Annotated in this window: 16 protein-coding genes; 4 read left to right on the forward strand and 12 right to left on the reverse strand. The window is 64.2% G+C overall.

From position 1 onward, the window contains the following. Nucleotides 1-129: 129 nt before the first annotated feature. Nucleotides 130-792, forward strand: coding sequence for a 4a-hydroxytetrahydrobiopterin dehydratase (locus tag LQ788_RS17005; RefSeq protein ID WP_231443015.1), 663 nt, complete (start codon nt 130-132; stop codon nt 790-792). A gap of 126 nt (nt 793-918) precedes the next feature. Further along, nucleotides 919-1,959 (forward strand): L-glyceraldehyde 3-phosphate reductase, encoded by a 1,041-nt coding sequence (gene mgrA, locus LQ788_RS17010; RefSeq protein ID WP_262908280.1) that lies wholly within the window; start codon nt 919-921, stop codon nt 1,957-1,959. A gap of 46 nt (nt 1,960-2,005) precedes the next feature. Here the strand turns inward: mgrA and LQ788_RS17015 are convergent, their stop codons facing one another. The 9 genes from LQ788_RS17015 to LQ788_RS17055 form a co-directional block, all read right to left on the reverse strand. After that, on the reverse strand, nt 2,006-3,142 hold the full coding sequence (locus tag LQ788_RS17015) for a phosphotransferase (RefSeq protein ID WP_231443017.1): 1,137 nt from the start codon (nt 3,140-3,142) through the stop codon (nt 2,006-2,008). Next, nucleotides 3,139-4,386 (reverse strand): phosphotransferase, encoded by a 1,248-nt coding sequence (locus LQ788_RS17020; RefSeq protein ID WP_231443019.1) that lies wholly within the window; start codon nt 4,384-4,386, stop codon nt 3,139-3,141. The genes LQ788_RS17015 and LQ788_RS17020 overlap by 4 nt, the downstream gene beginning before the upstream one ends. After that, the gene (locus LQ788_RS17025; protein ID WP_231443021.1) at nt 4,383-6,257 is read right to left on the reverse strand and encodes an ABC transporter ATP-binding protein; all 1,875 of its coding nucleotides are present in this window, start codon (nt 6,255-6,257) and stop codon (nt 4,383-4,385) included. Before LQ788_RS17025 ends, LQ788_RS17020 begins: the two co-directional genes overlap by 4 nt. Then, entirely contained in the window at nt 6,254-7,429 is a 1,176-nt protein-coding gene (locus tag LQ788_RS17030; RefSeq protein WP_231443023.1) for a glycosyltransferase family 4 protein, read from the reverse strand. The genes LQ788_RS17025 and LQ788_RS17030 overlap by 4 nt, the downstream gene beginning before the upstream one ends. Beyond that, the gene (locus LQ788_RS17035) at nt 7,426-8,802 is read right to left on the reverse strand and encodes a glycosyltransferase family 4 protein (RefSeq protein ID WP_231443025.1); all 1,377 of its coding nucleotides are present in this window, start codon (nt 8,800-8,802) and stop codon (nt 7,426-7,428) included. Before LQ788_RS17035 ends, LQ788_RS17030 begins: the two co-directional genes overlap by 4 nt. After that, entirely contained in the window at nt 8,792-10,018 is a 1,227-nt protein-coding gene (locus tag LQ788_RS17040; protein ID WP_231443027.1) for a glycosyltransferase family protein, read from the reverse strand. The genes LQ788_RS17035 and LQ788_RS17040 overlap by 11 nt, the downstream gene beginning before the upstream one ends. 85 nt (nt 10,019-10,103) lie before the next feature. Next, the gene (locus LQ788_RS17045; protein ID WP_231443029.1) at nt 10,104-10,763 is read right to left on the reverse strand and encodes a response regulator transcription factor; all 660 of its coding nucleotides are present in this window, start codon (nt 10,761-10,763) and stop codon (nt 10,104-10,106) included. Then, complete coding sequence (locus LQ788_RS17050; protein ID WP_231443031.1) at nt 10,760-12,292, reverse strand: sensor histidine kinase; 1,533 nt, start codon at nt 12,290-12,292, stop codon at nt 10,760-10,762. The genes LQ788_RS17045 and LQ788_RS17050 overlap by 4 nt, the downstream gene beginning before the upstream one ends. Then, on the reverse strand, nt 12,219-12,686 hold the full coding sequence (locus LQ788_RS17055) for a hypothetical protein (RefSeq protein WP_231443033.1): 468 nt from the start codon (nt 12,684-12,686) through the stop codon (nt 12,219-12,221). The genes LQ788_RS17050 and LQ788_RS17055 overlap by 74 nt, the downstream gene beginning before the upstream one ends. Before the next feature lie 149 nt (nt 12,687-12,835). Between LQ788_RS17055 and LQ788_RS17060 the strand changes: the two genes are divergently transcribed. After that, entirely contained in the window at nt 12,836-13,621 is a 786-nt protein-coding gene (locus LQ788_RS17060; RefSeq protein ID WP_231443035.1) for a DedA family protein, read from the forward strand. Between the two features lie 47 nt (nt 13,622-13,668). Here the strand turns inward: LQ788_RS17060 and LQ788_RS17065 are convergent, their stop codons facing one another. From LQ788_RS17065 to LQ788_RS17075, 3 genes are read right to left on the reverse strand one after another with little or no spacing between them, the layout of a single operon-like run. Then, the gene (locus LQ788_RS17065) at nt 13,669-14,511 is read right to left on the reverse strand and encodes a shikimate dehydrogenase (RefSeq protein WP_231443037.1); all 843 of its coding nucleotides are present in this window, start codon (nt 14,509-14,511) and stop codon (nt 13,669-13,671) included. Nucleotides 14,512-14,542: 31 nt separating this feature from the next. Continuing rightward, nucleotides 14,543-14,980, reverse strand: coding sequence for a type II 3-dehydroquinate dehydratase (gene aroQ, locus LQ788_RS17070; RefSeq protein WP_231443038.1), 438 nt, complete (start codon nt 14,978-14,980; stop codon nt 14,543-14,545). A gap of 2 nt (nt 14,981-14,982) precedes the next feature. Further along, on the reverse strand, nt 14,983-15,732 hold the full coding sequence (locus LQ788_RS17075) for an IclR family transcriptional regulator (RefSeq protein WP_231443040.1): 750 nt from the start codon (nt 15,730-15,732) through the stop codon (nt 14,983-14,985). A gap of 173 nt (nt 15,733-15,905) precedes the next feature. Between LQ788_RS17075 and LQ788_RS17080 the strand changes: the two genes are divergently transcribed. Further along, the gene (locus tag LQ788_RS17080; protein WP_231443042.1) at nt 15,906-17,228 is read left to right on the forward strand and encodes an MFS transporter; all 1,323 of its coding nucleotides are present in this window, start codon (nt 15,906-15,908) and stop codon (nt 17,226-17,228) included. The last annotated feature ends 1 nt before the right edge of the window (nt 17,229 follow it).

The raw sequence follows: 17,229 nt of genomic DNA on the forward strand, positions 1-17,229 counted from the left end.
CACACCCTGAAATCAAGACCACTGGTCTGACTTTTTGTGTGGCGTGTTCCGGGAAGGAGGTTCGTGAGGCGCTGAAGTCCGAACTGTCCACCACTTCACAGGCACCGGTCCGGGTCCTAGCATGAACTCATGACTGCATACACCGGACAGAAGCTGCTCGACACCCTCGATGCGCGCGGTCTCGCCGATTGGCAGGGACTGCCGGACTGCCTCGGCGCCCGATTCCTCACCGGCGACTTCGCGACCGGGCTGGACCTCGTCGCACGCATCGGCACCGCCGCCGAGGAGGCGAACCACCACCCGGACGTCACCCTCACCTTTCCTCATGTCGATATCCGTCTGACCAGTCACGACACCGGAGCCGTGACCGAACGCGACCTCAAGCTCGCGGCACAGATCAGCGAGCTCGCCGCCTCGGCGGGGGTGAGCTCGGATCCGAAGGTTCCTGCACTGCTCGAGCTCGGCATGGACACAGCGAACCGGGACGCCATCGCCCCGTTCTGGGCTGCCCTGCTCACTGGCGATGCGAGCAATGTCTCCGGCCCCGATGTCATCGACCCCGCGGGGCAGATGCCGTTGCTGTGGTTCCAGGACTGTGAAGAGCACGAGGTGCCGCATCAGCGCCTGCACGTCGACGTCTCGGTGCCCCGTGCGGTCGCACCGGAGCGAATCCGCGCGGCCGTCGCGGCCGGTGGCACGGTCGTCGACGACGCCCAGGCACCGTCGTTCACCGTCCTCGCCGATGCCGACGGCAATCGCGCCTGCGTCTGCACCCTGGAGAATCGTTCCTAGCCTCTCCCGGATGCCGTCACCGCGGAGTCGCACCGTCCGGTGCACTATGCCTGCCAACAACTCGTTTCTCGTTCTCGCTTAAGCTGATGCCAGCAGTCCTAACCCGTTCCCGCCGCAGGAGGCACCGTGTATCAAGCAGCCGATGACCGTTACGAATCGATGAGCTATCGCCCGGTCGGTCGGTCCGGGCTCGTCCTTCCCGCTCTGTCGTTGGGGCTGTGGCACAACTTCGGCGATGATGTCGCCTTCCAGAATCAGCGTGACATCGTGCGCCGGGCCTTCGATTTGGGCATCACGCACTTCGACCTCGCGAACAACTACGGTCCGCCTCCCGGCTCGGCCGAGACGAACTTCGGTCGACTGCTGCGCGAAGATCTCCATCCCTACCGCGACGAGCTCATCATCTCGACGAAGGCTGGTTGGGGGATGCATCCTGGCCCGTACGGCGGACCTGGCGGCAGCCGCAAATACCTGCTCGCCAGTCTCGACGCCTCACTGAAGCGACTCGGCCTCGACTATGTCGATATCTTCTACTCTCACCGGCCCGATGCCTCGACTCCGCTGGAGGAGACCATCGGTGCGCTTGACACCGCGGTGCGTTCGGGCCGTGCCCTCTACGCCGGCATCTCGTCGTATTCTGCTGCCGACACAGCCCGCGCCTCGGCTTTGGCGAAGGAGCTGGGGACTCCGCTGCTCATCCACCAGCCCTCGTATTCGATGTTCAACCGGTGGATCGAATCCGATGGCCTGCTCGAGACCACGGACACCGAGGGGCTGGGCGTCATCGCGTTCTCCCCACTCGCACAGGGCCTGCTCACCGACAAATACCTCGGTGGAGTTCCCGAGGAGTCACGGGCAGGCAAATCCACTCCTTCGTTCAAGGATGGTTTCCTCTCCGAGGACAACCTCGAGCGCATTCGCGGGCTGAATGAACTCGCCGAGGCTCGCGGTCAGTCGCTGGCACAGATGGCGCTGAGCTGGGCGCTGCGCGATGACCGCGTTTCCTCTCTTGTCATCGGCTCCAGCCGGGTCACCCAGCTCGAGCACAATGTCGCGGCACTGAACTCGGAACCATTCAGCGCCGAGGAACTGGCCGCCATCGACACGTTCGCCGTCGATTCCGGCGTCGACATCTGGGGAGATGCCCGCCGCAGCACTCAGGAGTGAAACTCGACGGGAATTGAGTACCGGGCGAGAAGCTCCTGCAGTCACGTCATTCGTGGGCGGCTTCGAGCAGGATTCCGGTGTGACGGTTCCAGCGCGGTCGGAACGCATAGACGCAGGCCAGTCGCACGAGTGCTGAGCGCTCGTAGGTGCGGACCCGGTCTGGATCCAGTCCGCTCGCCGAGGTGATCCGAGAGATTTCCCCGATCACCACCTCGGCGTCATCCTGGGTCCAGATCCCCTGGTGAGTGCGCCACTGCGCGTGGGCGCGCAGGTTGCCCAGGTCGAGTTCGCGTTCGCCGAAGCAGGCGGTATCGACGTCGAGCAGTCCGGGTCCGGCCACCGGATCCCACATGATCTGCTTGTCATGGAGGTCGCGGTGGATCGGACCCCAGTTCCGCTCCCCCGCCGAGGCAGCACCGTCGTTGAGGAGGTCGGCGCTGACCTGCGTGATCAGTGCATCAACCTCGGCAAGCTTCTCTCCGAGGTGGACGTGGGCACGATCGCGCCACTCGTTGAACACGTGCACTTCTGAACTCGCCGAATGAACCGGCATCGACGTCCTCACCGCCGCAATCGTGTTCGTCGCGGCGCTCGTGTCCGTCCCGGCAGTCGTGTCGGTCCCAGCGGTCGTGTCGGTCCCAACGGTCGTGTTCGAAGTGGATGCGGCGAGCGCCCAAGCGTCGAGAGCTTCGGCCCAGGCACGTGACCAATCAGCACCCAGGCTCTGTGGTTCGTGGAGTTCGACGCCAGGCAGTGCGCTGAGGACGACGGTCGAATCATCCGCGGTGAGTACATCCGGCAGTGCGAAGCCGTTCCGGAACGCTTCGGCTCGATCCTGTCCGGCGACGATTCCATCTGCTTTGGACGAGCGCACGCACTTGGCGAAACGCCCATCGGCCAAGCGGATCACGGCTCTCTTGCCGGGCCGATGCGAGACCAAGCGATTCCCGGCGGTGCCGAGCAGGAGTTCGAGTCCCGGCAGCTTCGGATCTCTGCCCTCCTCAAGCATGTCCACTTCGCCGTTGCTGAGAAATCCTGACCTGATCGCAGACCCGTGCTGAGCTTCGAGCGCGATCCGATCGCGGCTGGCGGGCCAGGCTCGACGCACGGTCCACTTCTGGCCATCGATCGTGACGAACTCGGGGATGGCAGACACTGTTTGTGCCGCAGGACCCGGCATCATTTCGACATCCGCTCTACATTCGCGGCCAGAGCCCGCTGAGCTGCATTGATGGCCTGCCTTGTGGCCTGCTGCCAATCAGGCCGGCAGGTGCGCCACGGCTCGACGGCCGTGACGAGCATGGCCCAGACAGCCCAGGCCTCCACATCGATGTCGACCCCACCTGCTGCTCGGTAGCCGTCGAGGAACCCGTCTTCGAGGGACGTGCCGTCCTCGTCGGTGCGTCGTCGACAGGCGGCCACCCATCGGCCAAGGTCCATCCCGACAGGGCCGACACTGGCCCGGTCGAGGTCGATGATGCGACATTCCGAATGACCGACGAGCACCTGATCGGGGCTGAGATCCCCATGAATCGCACGGGAGCCGCCATCTGCTGCAGCACCGGAGAGGGACTCGTGCCCGATCCGCAGTCGAAGCGTCCGAACAATGTCCTGGACTGTGTTGCCAGCCTCGGGCAGCAGTTGTGCCAACAACGTTGCAGTGTCCTCGGCTTGCTCCAACGGCGATGGAGTGGAACCGGAGACCACCTCGGCGGGGGTGTGGCGGTGAAGTTCTGCGATGATGACTCCCACTTCCTCGGTCATAGCGAGGTCCGGGGTCGTCTCGAGGTCGCCGGTCCCCCACCAGGGAGAGCGCACAGCCGTTCCCTCGCTGCCGAAGGATTCGACGGGGAGGGTCGGCAGCCCCCAGTCAGCCCACTGGCTGGCGGTCTCAACCAGGTGCTGCTGGGAACGGGTGCCGATGCGGATGAACTCGCACACCCCCGAATGCTCCGGTGTGTGCTTGAGCAGGACCCGCCGACCGGGGTTGTAGCCGATGACGTCGATCTCACCGTTCAACCGTGCAATCGCGCGAGCAGCCTCCTTCCCCAACTTCGAATCCGCCGCCACCGATCCACTCAGCAGCACACTGCCGGTGACACCGGCAGATCGTGGTTCGCTGCATTCGTGCACGGTGACCGTCTCGTTGTGCCGGGCAGCACGCCTGCGAATGTTGCCCAGCTTGTCAGCGCTGGTCACAACCGCAGTCCACCCCCAGTCCTCCAGCCCGCCGAGGCGGCTCCCGGCTTCCCGCGACCAGGACACGATGGCACTGCGACCGGGTTTGACCCGAATGCGGTTGGGCACGACGGGAAAACCCAAGCGCTGCGAGAGCGCCTCGGCCGATCTGAGCTCGGTCACAAACGGCAGGTTCGCGAACTCCGCCGTTGCCTCATCACCGGCGCTATGAAGGTCCGTCAAGGTCATGCCCTTACCTCCTGAGGAATATTGCCCATCTGGGAATCTTCGGCCTGTGTGCGCATCCACTCGGCGACGCGGGTGCCGGGATTGCCCGCCAGCTCGCTCGGCGATCCGTCTTCGACGATCTGTCCGTCTTCGAGCCACAGCACCCGGTCGAGGCCGCGGATCATGGCCAGATCGTGAGTGATGACGATGCTGGTGCGCCCCTCGGTCAGCATGGAGACCGAGTCTGTGACCTGTCCCCGGGTCGCCGGGTCAAGGCCCGAGGTCGCTTCGTCGAAGACGACGACGGGGGCGTCGCGCACCAGTGCCCTGGCGATGGCCAGACGCTGACGCTGCCCACCGGAGAGAGTGTCGCCGCGGTTGCCCAACACGGTGTCGTAACCGTCGGGCAGTCCTTGGATGAACTCATCGGCTGAGGCGGCACGGGCCGCGGCCTCCACCTCGGCGTCGGTGGCATCCAAGCGACCGTAGCGGATGTTCTCCCGCACGGTTGCGGCGAACAGGACTGATTCCTGCAGAAGCACGGACATGCTCGATCGCAGGGAGGCTCTGGTGACATTGTGCGTGTCGTAGCCGTCGATGAAGATCGATCCCGATTCCGGCTGCGAGAGTCGCAGCAGGTAGCTCATCAGCGTGGATTTCCCGGCTCCTGAAGCGCCGAGGATTCCGACCTTCTGCCCCGCAGGAATGAGCAGATTGAGATCGTCGAACAACGGGTTTCCATGACCGTCGCTCGAGGTGATGCGGTCGAAGACGACATCACCGGCAACGGGCCCCATGGTGAGCGCGCCGGGGGCGTCGGCAATCTCGATCGGCTCGTCGAGGAGGTCGGCGATCCGCTCCCCCGATGCGGTGGCGCGGGCGATCCGGCCGGTGTATTTGGCCATATCGCGCAGCGGCTTCATCGCGATCTTGAGGTACATGAGGAACAGCACCAGATCGCCTGGGGACATGGCCCCGCGCAGCACCTGGTAACTGCCGAAGATGAGCACGAGAGCCTGGGAGATGCCGACGAGCACATCGGTCGAGCGCTCGAGGCCGGCAGCGAGGCGACGTGCTCGCACTCCGGCCTTGAGGGCGCGTTCGTTTCCGTTGGCGAATTCGCGTGCCACGGTGCCTTCGAGTCCGTAGGCCTGGACGACGCGGATGGCGCCGAGGGCCTCAGCTGCGGAGCCGACGAGTCTGCCCTCGCCCTTACGGGTCGAGCGGGAGGCTGTCGTGATCTTCGGGGTCGCGATCTTCGAGAGCACCCCGTAGATCGCGGCCGTGATGAGCACGATGGCGCTGAGGATCGGGTCGAGGATGACCATGACGACGAGGAGGACGGCCAGGGTGATGACGTTGCCCACCAGGGGAAGACCGGCGGTCACCGCCACTTCCTGGAGGCGCCCGATATCGCCGACGAGACGCTGGGAGGTGTCTCCGATCGAAGCCCGCGAGTGGTACTTCAGCGACAGGGCCTGCACATGTTCGAAGACCCGTGAGCGCAGCTGGGTCGCAACCCGGGCACCGACGAGCGCGAAGCAGATGGTCGAGGCATAGTTCGCCACGGCCCTGCCTGCCACGATGACCGCCAGACCGATCGCGGCGGCGGCCAAGGTCATCCCGACGTTGGATCCGACGCCGATGGTCGGCCCGATCTCTGCGCCGAGGGCAGAAGTCACCGCATCGATGGCGATCTTGAGCGGCCACGGTTCGAGGATGCGGAAGATGACGTCGCAGAACAGTGCGGCCAGTCCGCCGAGGATGAGCCATTTGTGCTGGCCCAGGTGCGGTGTGAGGATTCGCAGGGTTCGCTTCAGTGCCCCGGGCGAGATCTTCGTCCGGGACTTCTTCGACCGTGCAGACTGCTCCGGCAGCGGGGTCTGACTCATACCAGCTCCATGACGAACGGTGCCAGGATCTCCTGGCACCGACTGGTCCACGAATGGTGGGCCAGGGCTTCGGATCGGGCGGCAGCACCCATACGTTGGCGCACCTCGGCGTTGTCGATGAGGTTCTGCAGGGCAGCACTCAGGGCACCGGTATCATCGGCGGGCACCAGGGTCGCGGCATCTGTGCCTTCGAGAACTGCGGGGATCGACCCCACCGCTGAGGCGACGATGGGCAGCCCTGCCGCCAGGTACTCGTAGATCTTCAGCGGTGAGAAGTAGTTCTCGCCCGCCGGGTACGGGGCCACGGCGATATCGAAGGTGCGCAGGTGGGCCGGAATCTCTTCGGGGGCCAGCGCACCGTGGAACGTCACACGATCACCGAGGCGAAGAGCCTTCGCCTGCTTCTGCAGAGCCTCCGATTCCGGCCCATGCCCGAGGATGTCGAGATGGAAGTTCCCGTGCAGACCCGCGCAGGCCTCGATCAGCCGATCCGTGCCGTGCCAAGGTTTGAGGGTTCCCACGAATCCGATCCGCACCGCGCGGCTGTCCGTGACGTCTTGCGCGGTCGCGGCGGGGGTGATCCGGTCCGTATTCACACCGTTGGGGACGACCGAGACGTCGCTCAGACCCGGATAGTCCCGGTTCACCCAGCCGGCTACTGCAGCACTGACGCAGACAATCCGCTCGGCTCCGACGAAGCTGTGGGCCGTGGTCCGAGCCGCGTGTTCGTCGTGGACGAGCCCACGATGCTGCTTCTGCTCAGCGAGCAGAGGTGCGTTGACCTCAAGGACCAATGGCACGCCGAGGCGGCTGCTGATTTCGGCTCCAGCCGTGGAGAACAGCGAATACCGTTCATAGACGAGGTCAAAGCCCTGATCGGCTCCCGCATCCGGGTCGGACACGGTGTCGACGACCATATCGGCGAGCATGTCGGACAGTCGCATCAGCGCGATCTCGCGTTGGCCTCGGTCCAGTCCGCGTGGCACCTCGAGGCGGGTGATGTCGACGTCGGCGAGATCGGCTGGGATGTCGTCATCGGTGCGGGTGCAGAAGATGCTGACTTCGTGGCCGAGGCTCCTGAAGGTGCGGACGACTTCTTGCACGTGGACACTTGCGCCCTTGGTGCCGAAGACTCCGATGCCCGGGTCGAGCAGGATGTAGGCGATTCTCATGACACGTACTCCAGTTCGCGGTCAGCTTTCGGTGCGTCTCGGTCAGTGTTCGGTGCGACGCGGTCAGTTTTCGGTGTGATTCGGTCGGCGGTCGGTGCCGCGCGGCCGGCAGCCTGGTCGACCAGCCCGGACAGTTCCCGGGCCTGGGCCGCCGAGTCGTGCAGCCTGCACACCAGATCCCGCGCGGCATCGGTGATCTCTCGCACGGAATCCGGGGCTTCGCGCAGACGGCGGACCACCTCGGCGATGGCGGTGATGATCTGTTCGGGATCGCTCCCGTCGTCGACGAGCCAGCCGGTCTCACCATCGATGATGACCTCAGGCACCGCCGTGACATTGCCGGCCACACAGGGAATTCCGGTGGCCATGCCTTCGAGCAGGACGGTCGGCAGGCCATCGGCGTTGCCGTCGGTGCCGATGACGAAGGGGGCGACGAGAAGGTCGTGGCGGACGAACATCTCGCGGACCTCGGACTGGGTCAGAGCACCGTGCATGTCGACGAGCTCGGTGAGGTGCAGAGCGTCGATGAGCTCACGCAGCTCATCCTCGAGCGGACCAGTGCCGACGAGGTCGAGGTGGCAGGGCAGTCCGCGATCACGCAGCCGGGCAAGTGCAGTGAGCAGATGCCCGAAGCCCTTCTTCTCGACGAGGCGACCGACGGCCAGCAGTGAGGGAATCGCGTGCGCCGCGCCACTTGGTCGCTCGGCGATGGCGGGACGGTAGGGGAAACGCTCAAGTTCGAGACCGTTGCGAACGACGACGATCCGTTCGCTGAGCTCGCGCCCCAGGAGGCGGCGCAGATAGCTGTGGTTGTAGTCGCTGATCGCGATGACGTGGTCGGCGCCTGCGACCTTTCGGCTCAGATCCTCGAATTCGACGCTCTCATGGAAGATGTCCTTCGCATGCGTGGTGAACGAGTAGGGAATAGCTGTCAGGGCTGAGGCGGCTCTGGCCACGGTCGTCGCCACCGACGCGAAGTGGGCGTGGAGGTGGGTGACCTCGTGTTCGAGTGCCAGACGGGCCACGGCAACGGCCTGGACGGCATCGTCGTGGCCGAGTTCGGCAAGGTCACCGAGGTGGGTCTGGAGACCGGAGGCGATCCTCGGATCCTGCATGCTCTCCTGCCAGGTCTGCCAGTAGCTGCGAGCGCTCGAGGGCCGCTCGACGTGGATGACGGGTGCCTTGACCCTGGCCAGCTCCGGGTGGAACCGGGTGTCGGTCGTGGGACGGAGGGAGAAGATGACGAGCTCTTCACCGGCGGCTTCTCTGGCGAGGATTTCGGAGACGATGAAGGTCTCGGAGAACCGGGGATACATCTTCAGCACGTAGGCGCGTCGGACGGAAGGCTTGGTGGGAGTGTGATCAGCCTGCATAGCGAATCTCCTTGATCGAAGTGATGCTGCCACGGCTTGCTGCAGCTGAGTCTGTGCCGATGGGCTCGGCGTCTGTGCCGATGAGTTCGGCGGCGAGATGTGCAATGGTCTGGAGACCGGCAAGGTCGACATTCGAACGGTCGATCGAGTGGCCCACCCGATCTCCGAACCAGTCGTTGAGCCCGGCGACGCTCACCTCGGCGAAGGAGCAGGTGTCGACTGCTCCGACGGCAGCGAGCGCTTCTGCCCGCCGAGGCTGTTCCGCGCGATGGCTGTTGCGGGGGACGACGAGAGCTGGGGTTGGGGTCGCCATCACCTCGCTCAGTGTGTTGTATCCGCCCATGCAGACAACGGCGCTGGCCGAGGCGATGAGTCCGGGAATGTCGTCGCTGTGTCGAATGACTGTCGTCTCCGCCGCGGCTGTGCGTTTGAGTGCTTCGAAGTCTGCGAAATCCATCTGCGGGCCGGTCACCACAAGGTGGGTGTAGCCGGCCGGTGGCTGTGAGCGCACGGCGATCGACGCGAGTTCGGCGCCGTCGGAACCGCCGCCCAGGCACGTGAGAACGAACTTTCCCGGTGTGGTTGTGGCCCGGTCATTGGGGCGTTCCATGGCCAGGTACCCGGTGCATTCGGCGATGCGGGCGAGTTCTGTGGGCACCTCGCCGGTCGTGCGAGGGTCGTAGACGTCAGGATCGCCGTAGATCCAGACTGCGTCGAAGGAGTCCGCAACAGCACCGGGACCGCCCACTCGATTCCATTCGCGCTCGATCACCTTGGGTGAGTCGAGAACCTCACGCAGGCCGAGGACTGTCCTGCATCCGCGGGCACGAACGTGGCGTAGTGCTTCTCTGAGTTCACCGTCGATGCCGAAGGGGTGCCGATCAACGATGAAGAGCTCCGGGTCCTGTTGGTCGAGGATCGCCTTGATGGCGGCTTTCCGAAGCGCACTGAGTCCCTCCATCGACGAGGCGAGCGCCCGCGGTTGATAACCACCGGCTGCCGGAGTCACACCCGGCAGAATCACCCAGTCCCACCCTGCCGGCAGGTCGAAGCGAGTGGCTTCGGGATTGCCCGCGATCAGCAGTCCGCTCACTCGTCGACCGGTCAGTGCGGGAAGGGCCTTGGCCAAAGCGAAGGCCAGGGCACGGTTGCGGCGGATGTGCCCCAGGCCCAGCGAGTCGTGGGAGAACAGTGCGATTCTCAAAGTGGAATTCATAGTTCTCATCTTGTCGCGCGCAATTAAGGTGCAATTAAGATTCAGATGAGAAGACTCTTAGGCTCGAATTCAGTCGACGCCGACTTCAGTCGACGCGGTAGCCGAATCCTCGCACGGTGGTGACGAAGTCGCTGCCGAGCTTCTTGCGCAGGTACCCGACGTAGACATCGACGACGTTGGAGCCGGGATCGAAGTCGAAGCCCCATACGTGTGAGAGCAGCTGTTCTCGTGAGAGCACATTGCCGCGGTTCTGAAGCAGGATCTCTGCCAAGGACAGCTCCCGGGCGGAGAGGTCGATGATCTTGTCTGCCACCCAGACCTGGCGCTTGAGCAGGTCGATGCGCACGTCACCGCGGACGAGCTCTGTCTGCGGTGCTTCGGTGGCGGTCTCTTTGAGCCGCAGTCTGATGCGGGCCAGCAGCTCGCCGAATCTGAACGGTTTGATCATGTAGTCCGCCGCACCGGACTCAAGCGCGAAGATCGTGTCATCGGCGTTGTCGCGTGCGGTGAGAACGAGGACCGGAAGATCGGGTCTGTCTTTGCGCAGTTGGCTGAGCACGCTGAATCCGTCAAGACCCGGCAGCCCGATGTCGAGGACAAGCAGGTCGAAGTCTCCTGTCAGCGCCAGATCACGGCCGGTGATCCCATCGGCGGCGATCTCCGTGACGAAGCCTGCGGCCTTGAGCCCCTTGGCGATGAAGGCGGAGATCCGCTCCTCATCTTCGACAACGAGAATTCTGTTCACAGCGGTCCTTTCGGCAGGATCATTCGGAACTGGGCGCCCCTGGAGACGTGGTCGAGGACAACGGTGCCCCCGTGCGCCTCGGCGATGGCCTTGATGATGGACAGTCCGAGGCCGAAGCCGTGTCCTTCTGTCGACCCTCGGCTGAATCGTTCAAAGATGTCGGCTGCGATCTCGTCTGGGACTCCATGGCCTTCGTCGCGGACCCAGATGTGGACTTTGTCATCGACGATGCGGGCGCCGAAGGTGATCGGCTGATCCTCCTCAGTGTGTTCGACGGCGTTCGAGGCCAATTGCAGCAGAGCCTGCGTCAGTCGCTGTCGATCAGCGGTGATGACGATGGCCGGCGGAGTCTCGAGCCGCCAATCACGCTGTCCCAACCCCTTGGCCTTGGCCAGGGACTCGTTGAGCAGGGACGGTACGTCGACCTGTTCCGGTCGGACGAAGTCGGGGCGCCGAGATCGCGCCAGAATCAGCAGCTCCTCGACGAGTCGGGCCATCCGATCGGTTTCGTCGAGCAGCATCGTCCGGGTCTCATCGACGTCATCGACGTCGCTGGAGTCCATGGTCTCAAGATGGCCGCTGAGGATGGTCAGGGGTGTGCGCAGCTCATGGCCGACGTCGTCGAGGAAGCGTCGCTGCGTTTCGAAGGAGGCTTCGAGACGGTCGAGCATGTCGTTGAATGTGCGTCCGAGCTCGGCGATGTCGTCATGGCCTCGCGTGGTGATTCGGCTGCTGAGATCACCGCCGGAGATCGACTGTGCGGTCTGTCGCAACTCGGTGACCGGAGCCAGAAGCTTCCTGGCCAGCACCGAGGAGATCCCTGAGATCAACAACGCGGCGGCCAGCGCGACGACGATGTAGATCTGCATGACGTGCGTGAGATCCGTGTGACTGGCGGTGACGTTGTGGACGACGACGAACGACCCTGGGCCGTTGTCCGCCCCGGTTGGGGATCCGCTGGCGGTGTCCCCACCGGAGGCATTCCCACCGGTCGCGTCTCCACCGGGCCCGGAGGTGATCGGCAATACGTAACCTTCGTATTCGTCGCCGTCGATCGTCAGTTTGATCTCGCCGCCGTCAGCGGACACTCCGGCCACGGCCTCCTCGAACTCCTGGGAACTGTTCACCGCGGAGTTCGGGTCTCCTTGGTAGAGGACGCGACCATCGGAGAGGAAAGCGAACAGAGTTTCGTCCTCGTCCGGCCGATTCTGGGCGAGGAACTGGGTGAGGATCTGATCGACGGAGGTGAAGCGCTCCCCTGTTTCGGGATCGACACCGTTCTGGGCGAAGGAGCGCATCTCTGCGATCTCCTGAGTCATCGAGGCAGAGTTCCGCCCCTCCAGATTGTTCGCTTCGACGGTGTAGAGGACAAGCCCGACGACGGTGAGTGCGAGTACGGAGAGAATGGCGACCGTGATCGTCAGTCGGTTCTGAACGGTCATCCTGATGCGACGCTCAGTCGTCGTCATCATCGCCATCATCGTCGTCGTCATCGCCGTCGTCGTCATCGTCGCCGTCATCATCGTCATCGTCGCCACCGGAGTTGGCGCCGGAGTTGGCGGAGTCGGCGGGCACTTCGCGTGGCGGGTTGGGCACCGGCTCATAGGAATGCTTGAGTTCCTCGGGCCCAGAAGAGTCGTCAGAAGAGTTCGAGGACTGACTCGAATCGGAGGATTGGGCTGAGTCGGTGGGACGATCGGCAGAGCCGTCTGCTGACTCGGCGGCGTCGGCTGATTCGGTGGCACCCGCGGATTCTGATCCATCGGCGCTCGCGGGGGCCGAGGTCTCGGGAGTCACTTCGACCGGGGTGAGATCTGGTGGCTCCGGCTGAGCGGAGGTCCTGACGATGATGACTGCAACCAAAGCGAGCACGACAACCAGACCAGCGATCACGCCGCCCAGAATCTTCGATCGTCCTTCCACGCTCTCAACACTGCCCAAGGCCGGAAGGTTTGTCGAGCGATCCGCGATGAGAGTCTTCTTAGACCAGGTCAGCCGCGCACTGCCAGGGATCGCCTGAGTCGCTGTGATACCGTGAGCGCCGACCGCACAGCCCCAGGCAGGAGCCCCTGATGAGTGAGAACCGTCTGCCCGATGACGAGGCCCGGTTCAAGGAATCCGAAAGCAGTGACTCTCATCACGAAGGCCCGGACGAGGCCCCCGACGAGAGCACTGACTCCTCCACAGAGAGCCCCTGGGCCGCGCTCAAACCCTGGCAGGGCAAGGCATCCCGTCTGGACAAGGTGCTGCTCTTCCTCATCATCGGTGTCCCACTCGTCTACCTGGGACTCATGCCGCTGCGCCCCTGGATGCTGGTCAACGCCCCGGTCCTGCAGGAGTTCATCAACGGTGCCAAGACTGCTGTCGTTGCCGCGGGCGCCTACGCCCGCGTCGGTGAGATTCCGCTGTGGCTCGTCATCGTTGCCGGGTTCATCGGAATGGCGAAACTGGACTGGGCCTTCTGGTTGGCCGGCAGACGCTGGGGCGACGGCATTCTGAGGCTCTTCGCTCAGAACGAGCGACAGCTCAAGCGCATCGAATCGCTCAAGCGGATCCCCAACTGGGCACTGTTCCTTATGACCATCGTCTCGCGCTGCCCGGGAGTCCCGGGCACTCTCGTCTACCTCGTCGCCGGCTGGACGCGGATGCGACTGTCACTGTTCCTCATCGCCGACCTCCTGGGCTGCCTGATCTTCACTCTCATCTGGACGACCTTGGGCTATCAGCTGGGCGAGGCCGCCGTCGATATCCTCAAGGTCGTCGACAAGTACGCGCTGTGGCTGACCTTGGCGATCATCGTCGGCATCTTCGTCATCACCTATATCCGCGAGTACCGGAAGCAGAAGAACGCTCAGTGAGCCCCCGCTTCACACGTCGGTGATCTTAGGCTCCGAAGTAGTCGAGCCTAGGCTCCGAAGGACAGGAAAGTCTCGCGCATCCGCGTCGGATCGGCCCTGCGTCCGCTGAAGAGTTCGAAGGCATCGATTGCCTGATTGACGGCCATCCCTGAACCGTCGAGGGTCCGGCACCCTTTGGCCTTCGCCTCCCTGAGCAGCTGCGTTTCGAGCGGGAAGTACACGACGTCGGCGACCCAGGTCTGCGAATCCAGCAGGTCCGTGTCGAAGGGCGTCCCCGGAAAGGCCGCCATGCCGACCGGGGTGGCGTTGACGATTCCGTCCGCCGAGGTGATGGCCGGTTCCAGCTCTGTCGTTGAGATCGCGCGGACATGGTCCCCGATCTCGGCGGCCAGGTCCTGTGCCCGCTGTGCACTGATATCGGCGATGACGAGGTCATGGACCCCCAGTTCCGACAGGGCGAAGGCGACGGCGCGCCCCGCTCCTCCGGCACCGATCTGCACGACGCGATTCCTTGCCGCACCTTCGAGTCCGGCTTCGAATCCTCGTGCGAACCCGGTGACATCGGTGTTGTGACCTGTCGTCCGTCCAGCTTCGTCGATGACGACCGTGTTGACCGAGCCGATGCGCCGAGCGCCGGGGTCAACCTCGTCGAGGAGCTCGATGACCTGCTGCTTGAAGGGGTGGGTGATGTTGAGCCCGTCGAAGCCGAGGTTCACGGCCGATGTCAGCAGCTCAGTCAGCGGCACAGAGGTCAGTCGCTCCTCGGCGATGTCGATCGTGCGGTAGATCGTGGTCAGATCGTGCGCCGCGCCTTCATTCTCGTGCATGCGCGGGGTGCGGGAGGCGGAGATGCCTTCGCCGATGAGCCCCAGGAGCAGTGACCGGGTCATAGTCTCACTTTCGTGTGGTGCGTGTGGTGTTTCAGGTATTGAGCTTGTCGGCCAGGATCTCCATCGCGTGCACATACCCCTGCGCTCCGGCACCGGCGATGACCGCGGCTGCCACGGGTGAGAGGTAGGAGTGGTGGCGAAATGACTCGCGGGCGTGCGGGTTGCTCAGGTGCACTTCGATGATCGGGTGATCATAGGATTTGAGCGCATCGTGGAGAGCAAGGGACGTGTGCGTGTAGGCGCCGGCGTTGATGATGGCACCCACTGTGGTCTCTCGGGCCTCGTGCACGGCATCGATGAGATCACCCTCATGGTTGCTCTGGATGCAACGGACGTTCAGGCCCACCTCGGCGGCACTTGCGGTGCACATCTCCTCGATGTCTCCCAGCGTGGTGTGGCCGTAGATTTCGGGTTCGCGGACGCCGAGGAGGTTGAGGTTGGGACCGTTGAGGATGAGAACTGTGGACATGGTCACCTGGGCAATCTGGCGGCGATCGCGGCCGCCGTCTCGGTCAGTTGGGGGACGAATTCGATGAGTTCATCCAAGGTTCGGCGGAACAGCGGTGCGGCCAATGCGAGGGCGGCCAGCAGACGTCCGTCGAGGTCGAAGACGGGGACGGCCAGGGCGTTCATGCCGATGTCGTTCTCCTCAGACTGTCCTGCCCAGCCGGCATTGCGGATCTGTTCGAGCTTGGTTCGCAGCTGTGCGGGATCGGTGATGGAGTTCGGAGTCCGCGGCTCCAGCTCGAGCTCAGCGATCGTGTCTTCGCTGTTCGGGTCGTGGGCGAGGAGCGCCTGCCCCAGCGCCGAAGTGTGCAGCGGAGAATCGTCACCGGGATCCGTCGTGGTCCGAAACTGCGGACCGTCGACCGTGATCACCGTGAGCGCGGCATTGCCACGACGAACGGAGAGGATGCTCGACTCCCCCGTCGATGCCGTCAGTGCCTGGAGCAGGTCTTTGGACGATCCGGCGAAGCCACGACGATGAGCTACCTTCTGCCCGAGGCGGAAGACTTCCAATCCCAGGGTGTAGGCCTTGGTGGAGGGATCGTAGTCGGCATATCCGGACTCGACGAGACCGCCGAGCAGCCTGTAGGCGGTGCTGAAGGGATGGCCGGTGAGCTCCGCAGCCCTGGCCGCGCTGATGCCCTCCGCGTGGTCACCGAGGAGTTCGAGCATGTCGAAGGCCTTGGTCACGGAGTTGGACCCCTTTGCCGGCATACTTCGCCTCCTTGGCTCGACTGCTTGATTCGACTGTTCAGTTCGCATGAGTGAACTGAACGTGGCTCGTTGAAGTGAACTGAACGTTGACAGACTATGTCATCTCGATCACACTGTAAACCACACTGTAACAACGACTTCCATATTATGGCAATAGAGAGATGCGAGGAAGCATGATCAACGCGACCGAAGACGCTCGTCCCGCCAAGACCCCGTTCCGGGCGGCGCTGTCGAGCTGGACGGGTTCGGCTCTCGAGTACTACGACTTCGCGGTCTACGGAACCGCCGCGGCCCTGGTGCTCAATTTCCTTTTCTTCCCGGACACAACCGCTCCGGGCATGGCCATCCTTCTGGCGATGGGCACCGTCGGCGTCGCATATGTGGTTCGTCCGCTGGGCGCCCTGATCATGGGGCCCCTGGGCGATCGCTACGGACGGAAGTTCGTCCTCATGCTCACCCTGTTCCTCATGGGGTTCTCGACCTTCGTCGTCGGCTGCCTGCCCACATTCGACCAGGTCGGATACCTCGCGCCGGCACTTCTGGTGCTGTGTCGCGTGATCCAGGGACTCTCCGCTGCCGGCGAGCAGGCGAGCGCGATCAGCGTCTCCCTCGAGCACTCGCAGGAGACCAAGCGCGCCTGGACGACGAGCTGGACGCTGCACGGCACCCAGTTCGGCACCCTCCTGGCCACCGCGGTCTTCATTCCCTTCACTGCCCTCCTCCCCGAGGAAGCGCTGTTCAGTTGGGGCTGGCGCGTGCCCTTCTGGCTTTCGGCGCTTGTGGTGCTCACCGCTTGGCTGATCCGCCGTGGCCTCGACGAACCGCCTGCCTTCAAGGAGGCCCGCAATGAGCATCCCCCGCTGATGGCGGTCTTCCGCTGGCACAAGGCCGCAGTCCTGCGTGTTGCCTCGTGTGCCATGGTCAACACAGTGAATATGGTCTTCACCGTCTGGTCGCTGTCGTTCGCCACCTCGATCGTCGGCCTCGAACGCTCGACCATGCTGCTGGTCTCGGTCATCGCCAATGCCGTGGCTCTGCTCGCTATCCCAGCCGCCGCGATCCTCTCCGACCGCATCGGCCGCAAACCCGTCTTCATCACCGGAGCCTTGGGCGCCGGGCTGATGATGTTCCCCTACCTGGCTGCGGTCTCGAGCGGAAACTGGATCCTCATCTTCGTCTGCGGTGCGATCATGTCCGGTTGCGCCTATTCGATGGCCAACTCGATCTGGCCCTCGTTCTACGCGGAGATGTTCCCGACCACTGTGCGCGTCACCGGTTTGGCTCTGGGCACGCAGATCGGCTTCGCCGTCTCCGGCGGACTCGCCCCGGTGCTAGCCTCGGCCGTCGCCGGCGCCTCGGGTGAGAATTGGCTCTCGGTCGCCGGCTTCACCGCCGGAGTCTGCGTCTTCACAGCCCTGGCCGCGATGACGGCAAAGGAGACCAAGGGGCTGAACCTCGAAGAGATCGACACAGTCCACGCTGCACGCTCACACTGAG

It is taken from the genome of Brevibacterium zhoupengii (assembly GCF_021117425.1).
GTDB classification, from domain to species: Bacteria; Actinomycetota; Actinomycetes; order Actinomycetales; family Brevibacteriaceae; genus Brevibacterium; species Brevibacterium zhoupengii.

Bases quoted from the DNA above. Each gene is read 5' to 3' on its own strand.
- LQ788_RS17005 (WP_231443015.1), top strand. From the start codon at position 130: ATGACTGCATACACCGGACAGAAGCTGCTCGACACCCTCGATGCGCGC.
- LQ788_RS17015 (WP_231443017.1), bottom strand. From the start codon at position 3,142: ATGATGCCGGGTCCTGCGGCACAAACAGTGTCTGCCATCCCCGAGTTC.
- LQ788_RS17020 (WP_231443019.1), bottom strand. From the start codon at position 4,386: ATGACCTTGACGGACCTTCATAGCGCCGGTGATGAGGCAACGGCGGAG.
- LQ788_RS17025 (WP_231443021.1), bottom strand. From the start codon at position 6,257: ATGAGTCAGACCCCGCTGCCGGAGCAGTCTGCACGGTCGAAGAAGTCC.
- LQ788_RS17030 (WP_231443023.1), bottom strand. From the start codon at position 7,429: ATGAGAATCGCCTACATCCTGCTCGACCCGGGCATCGGAGTCTTCGGC.
- LQ788_RS17035 (WP_231443025.1), bottom strand. From the start codon at position 8,802: ATGCAGGCTGATCACACTCCCACCAAGCCTTCCGTCCGACGCGCCTAC.
- LQ788_RS17040 (WP_231443027.1), bottom strand. From the start codon at position 10,018: ATGAATTCCACTTTGAGAATCGCACTGTTCTCCCACGACTCGCTGGGC.
- LQ788_RS17050 (WP_231443031.1), bottom strand. From the start codon at position 12,292: ATGACGATGATGACGGCGACGATGACGACGACGGCGATGACGACGACG.
- LQ788_RS17060 (WP_231443035.1), top strand. From the start codon at position 12,836: ATGAGTGAGAACCGTCTGCCCGATGACGAGGCCCGGTTCAAGGAATCC.
- LQ788_RS17065 (WP_231443037.1), bottom strand. From the start codon at position 14,511: ATGACCCGGTCACTGCTCCTGGGGCTCATCGGCGAAGGCATCTCCGCC.
- aroQ (WP_231443038.1), bottom strand. From the start codon at position 14,980: ATGTCCACAGTTCTCATCCTCAACGGTCCCAACCTCAACCTCCTCGGC.
- LQ788_RS17075 (WP_231443040.1), bottom strand. From the start codon at position 15,732: ATGCCGGCAAAGGGGTCCAACTCCGTGACCAAGGCCTTCGACATGCTC.
- LQ788_RS17080 (WP_231443042.1), top strand. From the start codon at position 15,906: ATGATCAACGCGACCGAAGACGCTCGTCCCGCCAAGACCCCGTTCCGG.